This is a genomic window from Paraoerskovia marina DSM 21750 (assembly GCF_000701465.1).
Classification (GTDB): domain Bacteria; phylum Actinomycetota; class Actinomycetes; order Actinomycetales; family Cellulomonadaceae; genus Paraoerskovia; species Paraoerskovia marina.
This window is the reverse complement of sequence record NZ_JNIY01000003.1, coordinates 683,459-695,680: the sequence shown is the minus strand read 5'-3', so window position 1 is coordinate 695,680 and position 12,222 is coordinate 683,459. Positions and strand designations below refer to the sequence as shown.

Genomic DNA, 12,222 nt, shown 5'->3' with positions numbered 1-12,222 from the left:
ACGACGACACAGGGTCTGCGTCGTCGTCCGGACCGGATCACCAGCGGTAGTGCGCGAAGGCCTTGTTGGACTCGGCCATCTTGTGCATGTCCTCGCGGCGCTTCACAGCGGCACCGAGGCCGTTGCTCGCGTCCAGGATCTCGTTCATCAGACGCTCGGTCATCGTCTTCTCGCGACGAGCGCGCGAGTAGTCGGTGAGCCAGCGCAGAGCGAGCGTCGTGGAGCGCACGGGGCGAACCTCGACCGGCACCTGGTACGTGGCGCCACCGACACGGCGGCTACGGACCTCGAGTGCGGGACGGATGTTGTCGAGCGCACGCTTGAGAACGACGACGGGGTCACCGTCGACCTTGTCGCGGACACCCTCGAGGGCGCCGTAGACGATGGCCTCTGCCGTGGACTTCTTGCCGTCCATGAGGACCTTGTTCACGAGCTGCGTGACGACGGGCGACCCGTAGACCGGGTCGACTGCGAGCGGCCGCTTCGGGGCCGGACCCTTACGGGGCATTAGCTCTTCTCCTTCTTGGCGCCATAGAGGCTGCGGGCCTGCTTGCGACCCTTGACACCCTGGGTGTCGAGGGCGCCGCGCACGATCTTGTAGCGCACACCGGGGAGGTCCTTCACACGACCACCGCGCACGAGCACGATGGAGTGCTCCTGCAGGTTGTGGCCGACGCCCGGGATGTACGCCGTGACCTCGACGCCGGAGGAGAGCTTGACACGCGCGACCTTGCGGAGCGCGGAGTTCGGCTTCTTCGGGGTGGTCGTGTACACGCGGGTGCACACGCCGCGCCGCTGAGGGGAGCCCTTGAGGGCGGGAGTCTTCGACTTCCCGACCTTCGAGGTCCGCCCCTTGCGGACGAGCTGCTGGATCGTAGGCACTACGTCTCCGTGTCTTCTCGAACTGCTCGAGACCCTGAAGGCCTCGACGGTGGTCTGGCGGCGCCGATCGCACGTGGCGCCGCGCAGCGAAGAACGCTGCGTAGCCACCTACCACCGGCTCGATGGTCCGTCGCCGCCCTCGAGCGGTTCGGGATTACCCGCGCACACTTGCCGGCCCGGCCTGACCGCTGCGCTGCTCACTCCCCCGTCACCGAGGGGCGGTGCGCGTCCGACGTCGGATCGGCGAGGCCGATCCGCATCTCACGAACAGAACAAAGGGCCCGACAACGCGGGCACGGCTCACAACGTTACTCCCACTACCACGTGCGAGTCAACATCGGAAGGACGGCTCCTCGCGCGGCACCGTCCCGGGCGGACCTGAGCACCGCCGTCGTCCGGGGAACGACGACGGCGCGGCACCCACCGGGGTGGGTACCGCGCCGCCTGAGTCCCTCAGGTCCTGTCTACCGACAGGTCAGCGGTAGTCGCCGAAGTCGAGGTCCTCGAGCGGGATCGCCTCGCCGGAGCCCATACCGAGCGCCGGGAAGTCGATCTCGTCGTACCCGAACGTCGGGTAGAGCTCGGTCTTGGCCTCCTCGGTCGGCTCGACGTCCACGTTGCCGTAGCGCGTCAGGCCGGTACCGGCCGGGATGAGCTTACCGATGATGACGTTCTCCTTGAGGCCCAGCAGCGGGTCGCGGCGACCGCTCATGGCGGCCTCCGTGAGCACGCGCGTGGTCTCCTGGAACGACGCGGCCGAGAGCCACGAGTCCGTCGCGAGCGACGCCTTCGTGATACCCATCAGCTCCGGACGGCCGGCAGCCGGACGGCCACCCTCCGCCACGGCCTGCCGGTTCGCGTCCTCGAAGCGCACACGCTCCGCGAGCTCACCGGGCAGCAGCTTGGCGTTGCCCGAGTCGAGCACGGTCACGCGACGCAGCATCTGCCGCACGATGACCTCGATGTGCTTGTCGTGGATGTCCACACCCTGGGAGTTGTAGACCTCCTGGACCTCGTCCACCAGGTGCTTCTGCGTGGCGCGCGGGCCGAGGATGCGCAGGACCTTCTTCGGGTCCACCGCACCCTGCACAAGCTGGGTCCCGACCTCGACGTGGTCGCCGTCGTTGACCAGCAGACGAGCACGCTTGGTGACCGGGTACTCGATCTCCTCCGACCCGTCGTCTGGCGTGAGCACGAGACGGCGCGAACGCTCCGAGTCGTCGATCGCGAGGCGACCGGAGAACTCCGCGATCGGCGCCTCACCCTTCGGGGTACGCGCCTCGAAGAGCTCGGTGACACGCGGCAGACCCTGCGTGATGTCGTCCGCCGAGGCCACACCACCGGTGTGGAACGTACGCATCGTCAGCTGGGTACCGGGCTCACCGATCGACTGGGCCGCGATGATGCCGACCGCCTCGCCGATGTCCACGAGCTTGCCGGTCGCGAGCGAGCGGCCGTAGCACTTGGCGCACGTACCGACGCGCGACTCGCACGTCAGGACCGACCGGACCTTGACCTCGGCGACCCCGGCGGCGAGCACCTTGCGGATGACGTCGTCACCCGCGTCGTCACCCGCGTGGGCGACGACGTTGCCGTCGGCGTCCTCGACGTCGGAGGCCAGGGTCCGCGAGTAGATGCTCGTCTCGACCTTCGGGTGCTCGACGAGCACGCCAGCGACGTCCTCACCCACGGGGAGCTTCAGACCACGCTCGGTGCCGCAGTCCTCCTCACGGATGATGACGTCCTGCGAGACGTCCACGAGACGACGGGTGAGGTACCCGGAGTCCGCGGTACGCAGAGCCGTGTCGGCGAGACCCTTACGGGCACCGTGCGTCGCGATGAAGTACTCGAGGACCGAGAGGCCCTCGCGGTAGTTCGACTTGATCGGACGCGGGATGATCTCACCACGCGGGTTCGCCACGAGACCACGCATACCGGCGATCTGACGGACCTGCATCCAGTTACCACGAGCACCCGAGCCCACCATGCGGAGCACGGTGTTGCGCTCGTCGGCCTCGAGGTTGGCACGCATCGTCTGCGCGACCTTGTCGGTGGCCTGGGTCCAGATCTCGATGAGCTCCTGACGGCGCTCGTCGTCCGTGATCAGACCACGGTCGTACTCCTGCTGGACCTTGAGTGCCTTGGCCTCGTGCTCCTCCAGGATCGCGGCCTTGTCCGACGGCGTGGCGACGTCCGAGATCGCGATGGTGACGCCCGAGCGGGTCGCCCAACGGAAGCCGGCGGCCTTCAGAGCGTCGAGCGACGCAGCCACCTCGACCTTCGGGTACTGCTCGGCGAGCGCGTTCACGATCACCGAGAGGCGCTTCTTGTCGACGATCCCGTTCTCGTACGGGTAGTCGACGGGGAGCGTCTCGTTGAAGAGCGCACGGCCCAGCGTCGTCTCGAAGACGAACGGCTCGCCGGGCACGAAGCCCTCGGGTGCCTTGCCGTCCTCGAAGACGAGCCCGTCGAGACGGATCTCGACCTGCGCGTTGATGTCCAGCGTGCCCTGGTCGAACGCCATGATGGCCTCGGCGACCGAGCCGAACGCACGCCCCTCGCCCTCGGCACCCGCACGGTCGCTCGTGAGGTGGTGCAGACCGATGATCATGTCCTGCGAGGGCATGGTGACCGGACGGCCGTCCGACGGCTTCAGGATGTTGTTGCTCGAGAGCATGAGGATGCGGGCCTCGGCCTGCGCCTCGGCGCTCAGCGGCAGGTGGACCGCCATCTGGTCACCGTCGAAGTCGGCGTTGAACGCGCCGCAGACGAGCGGGTGCAGGTGGATGGCCTTGCCCTCGACGAGCTGCGGCTCGAACGCCTGGATACCCAGACGGTGCAGCGTCGGCGCACGGTTCAGCAGCACCGGGTGCTCGGTGATGACCTCTTCGAGGACGTCCCAGACGACCGGGCGCGCACGCTCGACCATCCGCTTCGCCGACTTGATGTTCTGCGCGTGGTTCAGGTCGACCAGGCGCTTCATCACGAACGGCTTGAACAGCTCGAGAGCCATCTGCTTGGGCAGACCGCACTGGTGGAGCTTCAGCTGCGGGCCGACGACGATGACCGAACGGCCCGAGTAGTCGACGCGCTTTCCGAGCAGGTTCTGACGGAAACGACCCTGCTTGCCCTTGAGCATGTCCGAGATCGACTTGAGCGGACGGTTGCCCGGTCCGGTCACCGGACGGCCACGACGGCCGTTGTCGAACAGCGAGTCGACGGCCTCCTGGAGCATCCGCTTCTCGTTGTTGACGATGATCTCCGGCGCACCGAGGTCGAGCAGACGCTTCAGACGGTTGTTCCGGTTGATCACACGGCGGTACAGGTCGTTGAGGTCCGACGTCGCGAACCGGCCACCGTCGAGCTGCACCATCGGGCGCAGGTCCGGCGGGATCACCGGGACGGCGTCGAGCACCATGCCGGTCGGCGAGTTCGTCGTCGTCAGGAACGCGTTGACGACCTTGAGGCGCTTCAGCGCACGGGTCTTCTTCTGACCCTTGCCCGTCGAGATGATCTCGTGGAGAAGCTCTGCCTCGGCCTCGAGGTCGAAGTTCTGCAGACGCTTCTGGATCGCGTCGGCACCCATCGAACCCTCGAAGTAGGGGCCGTAGCGGTCGAGCAGCTGACGGTAGAGCATCTCGTCGCCCTCGAGGTCCGCGACCTTGAGGTTCTTGAACCGGTCCCAGACCTGCTCGAGGCGATCGAGCTCGGCGTCCGAGCGCTTGCGCAGCTGCGCCATCTCGCGCTCGGCCGAGTCACGCACCTTGCGGCGCGCGTCGGCCTTGGCACCCTCGGCCTCGAGCTCGGCCAGGTCGGCCTCGAGACGCTGGGCGCGCAGGTTGATGTCGTTGTCGCGGCGGTCCGCGATCTCCTTCTTCTCCAGGTCGATCTCGTTCTGGAGGTTCGGGAGGTCCTCCTGACGCCCCTCCTCGTCGACCCACGTGATCATGTAGGCCGCGAAGTAGATGACCTTCTCCAGGTCCTTCGGCGCGAGGTCGAGCAGGTAGCCCAGTCGCGACGGAACACCCTTGAAGAACCAGATGTGCGTGACGGGGGCGGCGAGCTCGATGTGCCCCATGCGCTCACGACGCACCTTCGAACGGGTCACCTCGACGCCGCAGCGCTCACAGATGATGCCCTTGAAACGGACGCGCTTGTACTTGCCGCAGTAGCACTCCCAGTCCCGGGTCGGACCGAAGATCTTCTCGCAGAAGAGTCCGTCCTTCTCAGGCTTCAGGGTGCGGTAGTTGATGGTTTCCGGCTTCTTGACCTCACCGTGGGACCAGCCACGGATGTCGTCGGCCGTGGCCAGGCCGATACGCAGCTCGTCGAAGACATTGACGTCGAGCAATGTGTCCTACTTCCTTCGTCTGCCGGCGGCTGGGAGAGCCGCCCGCACAATGGAGAAATATGTTGAGGTGACGGCGGCGGCGAGAACCAGGGGCGCTCGCCGCCGTCGTGCTCGATCTATCAGATCTCGTCGACGCTCGCTGCGGCGTTCGGACGGCGCGACAGGTCGATGCCGAGCTCCTCCGCCGCGCGGTAGACCTCGTCGTCGGACTCGCGCATCTCGATCTGGACGCCGTCGCTCGAGAGCACCTCGACGTTCAGGCACAGGGACTGCATCTCCTTGAGGAGAACCTTGAACGACTCCGGGATGCCCGAGTCGGGGATGTTCTCGCCCTTGACGATGGCCTCGTAGACCTTCACGCGACCCGGGACGTCGTCCGACTTGATGGTCAGGAGCTCCTGCAGCGTGTAGGCGGCGCCGTACGCCTCGAGGGCCCAGACCTCCATCTCGCCGAACCGCTGGCCACCGAACTGCGCCTTACCACCCAGCGGCTGCTGCGTGATCATCGAGTACGGACCCGTCGAGCGCGCGTGGATCTTGTCGTCGACCAGGTGGTGCAGCTTCAGGATGTACATGTAGCCGACGGACACCGGGTCCGGGAACGGCTCGCCGGAGCGGCCGTCGAACAGACGCGCCTTCCCGTCGCCCTGGACCATGCGCTCGCCGTCGCGGTTCGGAAGCGTCGCGGTGAACAGACCACGCAGCGCATCCTCCTGCAGGCCGTCGAACACCGGGGTCGCCACCGGGCGGCCCGGCTCCGACGTCGCGGCGATCGCGGGGACGTTCTCCTTCCAGGAGAGGTCCTCCCCGTTCTCGCCACCCGCGAGCGAGATGTCCCAGCCCTGCTTGGCGATCCACCCGAGGTGGGTCTCCAGCACCTGACCGACGTTCATTCGACCCGGAACACCCAGCGGGTTCAGGACGATGTCGACCGGGGTGCCGTCCGGCAGGAACGGCATGTCCTCGACCGGCAGGATCTTGGAGATGACGCCCTTGTTGCCGTGGCGTCCGGCGAGCTTGTCGCCGTCCGTGATCTTGCGACGGTTCGCGATGTAGACGCGCACCAGCTGGTTCACACCGGCGGGCAGCTCGTCGCCGTCCTCGCGGTTGAACTCGCGCACGCCGATGACCGTTCCCGACTCACCGTGGGGAACCTTCAGGGACGTGTCGCGGACCTCGCGGGCCTTCTCGCCGAAGATCGCGCGCAGCAGGCGCTCCTCGGGGGTCAGCTCGGTCTCACCCTTGGGGGTGACCTTGCCGACCAGCACGTCGCCGGCGCCGACCTCGGCACCGATGCGGATCACGCCACGCTCGTCGAGGTCTGCGAGGACCTCCTCGGAGACGTTCGGGATGTCCCGCGTGATCTCCTCCGGGCCGAGCTTGGTGTCGCGAGCGTCGACCTCGTGCTCCTCGATGTGGATCGACGAGAGCACGTCGTCCTGCACGAGGCGCTGGCTGAGGATGATCGCGTCCTCGTAGTTGTGGCCCTCCCACGACATGAACGCCACGAGGAGGTTCTTGCCGAGCGCGAGCTCCCCCTCGTCCGTCGCGGGACCGTCGGCCAGCACGGAGCCGACCTCGACACGAGCACCCTCGTCGACCAGGACGCGCTGGTTGTAGCTCGTCCCGTGGTTCGAGCGGACGAACTTCTTGGCCCGGTACGTCGACGTGGTCGCGTCGTCGTTCGCGACGGTGATCAGGTCCGCCGACACCTCGGTGACGACGCCGGCCTTCGAGGCGACGATCACGTCACCGGCGTCGACCGCCGCGTGACGCTCCATGCCGGTGCCCACGAGCGGGGCCTCCGAACGGAGCAGCGGCACGGCCTGTCGCTGCATGTTGGCACCCATGAGTGCACGGTTCGCGTCGTCGTGCTCCAGGAACGGGATCAGCGCGGTCGCGACCGACACCATCTGGCGCGGGGAGACGTCCATGTAGTCCACGGCCTCGCCGGGGATGATGTCGACCTCGCCACCCTTGGTGCGGACGAGCACGCGCTCCTCGACGAACGAACCGTCGTCGTTGAGGATCTGGTTCGCCTGCGCGATGACGAAGGTGTCCTCGTCGTCCGCGGTCAGGTAGACGACCTCGTCGGTCACCTTGCCGGCCGTGACCTTGCGGTACGGCGTCTCGACGAAGCCGAACGGGTTGATCCGTCCGTAGGAGGCGAGCGAGCCGATCAGACCGATGTTCGGGCCCTCAGGCGTCTCGATCGGGCACATGCGCCCGTAGTGCGACGGGTGGACGTCACGGACCTCCATGCCGGCGCGGTCACGGGACAGACCACCCGGGCCCAGCGCGGACAGACGACGCTTGTGCGTCAGACCGGCGAGCGGGTTGTTCTGGTCCATGAACTGCGACAGCTGCGACGTCCCGAAGAACTCCTTGATCGACGCCACGACCGGGCGGATGTTGATCAGGGTCTGCGGGGTGATCGCCTCGACGTCCTGGGTCGTCATCCGCTCGCGGACGACACGCTCCATCCGGGACAGGCCGGTGCGGACCTGGTTCTGGATGAGCTCACCCACGGCGCGGATACGACGGTTGCCGAAGTGGTCGATGTCGTCGGTCTCGACGCGCACGTCGATGTCCTCGCCGTTGCGGCGACCCGACATCGTGGCCTTGTCGGCGTGCAGCGACGCGAGGTACTTGATCGTCGCGACGACGTCGGTCACCGACAGCGTCGAGTCGTTCAGCGCCGCCTCGACGCCGAGCTTCTTGTTCGCCTTGTAGCGACCGACCTTCGCGAGGTCGTAGCGCTTGGGGTTGAAGTAGAAGTTCTCGAGCAGCGAGCGACCGGCCTCGACCGTGGGCGGCTCGCCCGGACGAATCTTGCGGTAGAGGTCGACCAGCGCCTCTTCCTCGGTGTGGACGTGGTCCTTCTCGAGCGTGTCCAGGATGGCCGGGAAGTCTGCGAACTCCTCGCGGATCTCCGACTCGCTCAGCCCGAGAGCCTTCAGCAGGACGGTGACCGGCTGCTTACGCTTGCGGTCGACACGGACGCCCACTGCGTCGCGCTTGTCGATCTCGAACTCGAGCCACGCACCCCGCGACGGGATGATCTTCGCCGAGTAGATGTCCTTGTCGCTCGTCTTGTCGGGCGTGCGCTCGAAGTAGACGCCGGGCGAACGGACGAGCTGCGAGACGACGACACGCTCGGTGCCGTTGATGATGAACGTCCCACGCTCGGTCATCAGCGGGAAGTCGCCCATGAAGACCGTCTGGCTCTTGATCTCGCCGGTCGTGTAGTTGACGAACTCCGCGGTCACGTAGAGCGGTGCGGCGAAGGTGAAGTCCTTCTCCTTGCACTCGTCACCCGTGTACTTGGGAGCCTCGAAGCGGTGGTCCGAGAAGGACAGCGACATCGTCGAGCCGAAGTCCTCGATGGGCGAGATCTCGGAGAAGATCTCCTCGAGACCCGACGTCGTCGGGACGTCCTGACGGCCGTCGGCCGTGGCGGCGGCGACTCGCGCCTGCCACTTTTCGTTTCCGAGCAGCCAGTCGAAGCTGTCGGTCTGGAGCCCGAGGAGGTCCGGGACTCCCAGGGGTTCATGGATCTTGGCGAACGAGAGTCGACGCGACGCGGTCCGGTTCGCGATTGCGTCGGCGGACGGAGCAGAAGGGGTGCGCGAGGCAGCCAAGGGGGGTCCTTCCCTGCAGTTTGAGAACACGCTGCAACCGCCCGGCGGAGCACGATCCCCGTCCTCGTCCCCGTCCTCTCGACGCGCACGTACGTCGGGAGTTCAGAGTGGGATATTTGAAATCGTGGGCACAGGGCAGCGCAAAGCGACAGCCTACCCCACCATGGCACATCCGTCTACCCCCGACGGAGAGAACCTCCGACGGAGTGACCTGGCGCCCTCGCCATCCGTGTCGTCCCCCGGCACGATCCCGGGACCCGAGCGACGCTGCTCGATCTGTGACGACGCGCATATCCTGACACACCCGGTGCCGCGAACGCCACGAGGCCCCCGCCCGCAGAGCGGACGGGGGCCTCGTGGAGGTACTGGCGCGGCTCAGTACGAGCCGCTCAGATCACTTGAGGGTGATCGTGGCGCCAGCGCCCTCGAGAGCAGCCTTGGCCTTCTCGGCAGCGTCCTTGTCGACACCCTCGAGAACCGGCTTCGGGGCACCGTCGACGAGGTCCTTGGCCTCCTTCAGGCCGAGGCTCGTGAGGGCGCGCACCTCCTTGATGACCTGGATCTTCTTGTCGCCGGCCGACTCGAGGACGACGTCGAACTCCGACTGCTCCTCAGCAGCCTCGGCGGGGGCGCCACCGGCAGCAGCCGGGGCAGCAGCGGCCACGGGGGCGGCAGCGGTGACGTCGAAGGTCTCCTCGAAGGCCTTCACGAAGTCGGAGAGCTCGATGAGGGTGAGCTCCTTGAAAGCGTCGAGCAGCTCGTCGTTGCTGAGCTTCGCCATGATGGCGGTCCTTTCGGTTGGTGCTGGTCGTCGACCCGCGTGCGGGCCTGCACGAAGCAGGGGTGATGATGTGGGAAAAGCAGTGAGCGTCGCACGAACCCCGGAGGGTCAGGCTGCAGCGCTCTCCGATTCCTGCTTCTGACGCAGGGCATCGATCGCGCGCGCGGCCTGGGCCGTGGGCGCCGTGAACAGGTAGGCAGCCTGGTAGAGCTTGCCCTTCATCGCGCCGGCCAGCTTGGCCAGCAGCACCTCGCGGGACTCGAGGTCCGCGAGCTTGTTGATCTCCGTGCTGGTCATGACGCGTCCGTCGAGGACACCGCCCTTGACGACCAGTGCGGGATTCGCCTTGGCGAAGTCGCGCAGACCCTTTGCCACCGCGACCGGGTCACCGGTCGAGAAGGCAATGGCGGTCGGGCCCTGAAGGTCGACGTCGATACCCTCGACGCCCACCTCCTTCGCCGCGATCGAGGTCAGCGTGTTCTTCACCACGGCGTAGGTTGCGTTGCCGCTGAGCGACCGACGCAGCTCCTTGAGCTGCGCGACGGTGAGCCCGCGGTACTCGGTCAGCACGGCAGCGTTCGACTCGCGGAACTGGTCCACGATCTCTGCGACTGCGGCTGCCTTCTCCGGCCTCGCCATGGCAATCCTTCCAGTGGTGGTGCCACCGGTCACCAGGGCGGGAGGCTCTGGCGACCCGAGGTCCTGACAATGAAAAAGAGCCCCGCGCAGGCGGAGCTCTCCAGGACTGTCGACAGAGGACGACAACAACGAGATTCTCACCTGCGCTGGCCTCCACCTCATCGGCGGGACTTCGGTTTCCGACCTGCCCTGAGGCAGAAGGGAACGACCGGCGGTCTTCGGTACCGGTCCACCATACGCGACAACCGCCCGGACTCCTAATCCGGATCCATACCAGCGACAGCCGGCCGCCGCGCGTCGAGGAGATACGTACAACCACGTAGATGCTGCGCAGAGAGGCGGGAATCCCCTCATTCCGCGCACCGACCAGGCTCCGTAGCGTCGACAGGTCCCTGCACCTCCGTTCCAAGGAGCACTCGTGCGAACCTCACTCGTCCCCCGACGCGCCGTACGCGCCGTCGCCGTCGCAGCCGCACTGGCTGTCTCGGGCCTCGGCGCGATCACCGCCGCGAACGCTGCGGCCCCTGCTGCGGCACCCGCCGCCACGTCCGCGAACGACGCCCAATGGCTCACGGGCTACTGGCACAACTTCGACAACGGATCCGTCGTGATGCCGCTGAGCGAGATCCCCGAGGCCTACAACCTCGTCGCCGTCGCGTTCGCCGAGAACCACCCGACGCGTTCCGGCGGTATCGACTTCACCCTCGAGACCGAGGAGCTCGGCGGCTACACCGACGCCGAGTTCCGTGCAGACATCGCCGACATCCAGGCCCAGGGCCGCAAGGTGATCCTCTCCGTCGGAGGCGAGAAGGGCAACGTCGTCGTCTCGAACGCCACGCAGGCCAAGAACTTCGCCGACACCGCCTACGACCTCATGCAGGACTACGGCTTCGACGGCGTGGACATCGACCTCGAGCACGGCATCCACGCCGACGCCATGTCCGACGCGCTGCACCAGCTCTCCGCGAAGGCCGGCAGCGACCTCATCATCGCGATGGCACCGCAGACGATCGACTACCAGGCCACCTCGATGGGCTACTACCAGCTGACCCTGGCCATCAAGGACATCCTGACGATCGTCAACACCCAGTACTACAACTCGGGTTCGATGATGGGCTGCAACCAGCAGGTCTACGCGCAGGGCTCCGTCGACTTCCTGACGTCGCTCGCCTGCATCCAGCTCGAGATGGGGCTCACGCCCGACCAGGTCGGAATCGGCGTCCCGGCCGTCCCGTCCGCCGCCGGAGGTGGCTACCAGTCGCTCGCCAACGTCGAGAAGGCCGTCGACTGCCTCGAGACGGGCACGAACTGTGGCACCTTCACGCCCGGTACGCCGTACGGGAAGATCGGCGGCGTCATGACCTGGTCGATCAACTGGGACGCGACGAACAACTACGAGCTCGCGAACCGCTTCGGTCAGCGACTCGGCACCGGGAGCGGTGCTCCGACCACGGACCCCACGACGGACCCGACCACGGACCCGACGCCCGACCCCACGACCGACCCCACGTCCGACCCGACCACGGACCCGACCACGGACCCGACGACCGACCCGACCACGGACCCGACGACGAACCCGACCGACTCGCCCAACCCGTGCGAGGCCTCGGCGTGGAACGCCGGCCAGGTCTACGTCGGGGGCGACCAGGTCGTGCACGACGGCCAGGCGTGGCAGGCCAAGTGGTGGACGCTCAACGACGCCCCGGCGCCGAGCGACTGGGGAGTCTGGAAGAACCTCGGCTCCTGCTGACCCGATAGCCACACCAACTGCCGAGGGGCGGTGACCTCACGGGGACGTGAGGCCACCGCCCCTCGGCCTGTCAGCAGGGCTTTCACACCCGGCGTGTGTGCAGGGCTTTCACACCCGGCGGGCGTCGCCCGCCTGGGGAACGCCGAAGGCCTGGAACCACGGGGGTGGTTCCAGGCCT

At 67.1% G+C, this 12,222-nt stretch carries 7 protein-coding genes; 1 reads left to right on the top strand and 6 read right to left on the bottom strand.

Annotated elements, in window-relative coordinates; genetic code table 11:
• Window positions 1-37: 37 nt before the first annotated feature.
• The 6 genes from rpsG to rplJ all read right to left on the bottom strand — a co-directional run bounded on the left by rpsG (window position 38) and on the right by rplJ (window position 10,294).
• A complete protein-coding gene (gene rpsG, locus Q343_RS0103320) occupies window positions 38-508 on the bottom strand; it encodes a 30S ribosomal protein S7 (protein ID WP_029252166.1) in 471 nt (156 codons plus the stop codon).
• Window positions 508-882 (bottom strand): 30S ribosomal protein S12, encoded by a 375-nt coding sequence (rpsL, locus tag Q343_RS0103315; protein WP_029252165.1) that lies wholly within the window; start codon window positions 880-882, stop codon window positions 508-510. The genes rpsG and rpsL overlap by 1 nt, the downstream gene beginning before the upstream one ends.
• A 475-nt stretch (window positions 883-1,357) precedes the next feature.
• The gene (locus Q343_RS0103310; RefSeq protein ID WP_029252164.1) at window positions 1,358-5,233 is read right to left on the bottom strand and encodes a DNA-directed RNA polymerase subunit beta'; all 3,876 of its coding nucleotides are present in this window, start codon (window positions 5,231-5,233) and stop codon (window positions 1,358-1,360) included.
• A 119-nt stretch (window positions 5,234-5,352) separates the two neighbouring features.
• Window positions 5,353-8,874: a DNA-directed RNA polymerase subunit beta gene (gene rpoB, locus Q343_RS0103305; protein WP_029252163.1), complete on the bottom strand. Its 3,522-nt coding sequence runs from the start codon at window positions 8,872-8,874 to the stop codon at window positions 5,353-5,355.
• Window positions 8,875-9,268: 394 nt separating this feature from the next.
• Complete coding sequence (gene rplL, locus Q343_RS0103300) at window positions 9,269-9,655, bottom strand: 50S ribosomal protein L7/L12 (protein ID WP_029252162.1); 387 nt, start codon at window positions 9,653-9,655, stop codon at window positions 9,269-9,271.
• A 108-nt stretch (window positions 9,656-9,763) separates the two neighbouring features.
• Window positions 9,764-10,294 (bottom strand): 50S ribosomal protein L10, encoded by a 531-nt coding sequence (gene rplJ, locus Q343_RS0103295; protein WP_029252161.1) that lies wholly within the window; start codon window positions 10,292-10,294, stop codon window positions 9,764-9,766.
• A gap of 418 nt (window positions 10,295-10,712) precedes the next feature.
• Here rplJ and Q343_RS0103290 point away from each other — a divergent pair, with 418 nt between their 5' ends.
• On the top strand, window positions 10,713-12,044 hold the full coding sequence (locus Q343_RS0103290; protein ID WP_029252160.1) for a glycosyl hydrolase family 18 protein: 1,332 nt from the start codon (window positions 10,713-10,715) through the stop codon (window positions 12,042-12,044).
• Window positions 12,045-12,222: the final 178 nt, after the last annotated feature.

Coding starts and splice junctions, on each gene's coding strand:
- rpsG (WP_029252166.1), bottom strand. CDS start 508: ATGCCCCGTAAGGGTCCGGCCCCGAAGCGGCCGCTCGCAGTCGACCCG.
- rplL (WP_029252162.1), bottom strand. CDS start 9,655: ATGGCGAAGCTCAGCAACGACGAGCTGCTCGACGCTTTCAAGGAGCTC.
- rplJ (WP_029252161.1), bottom strand. CDS start 10,294: ATGGCGAGGCCGGAGAAGGCAGCCGCAGTCGCAGAGATCGTGGACCAG.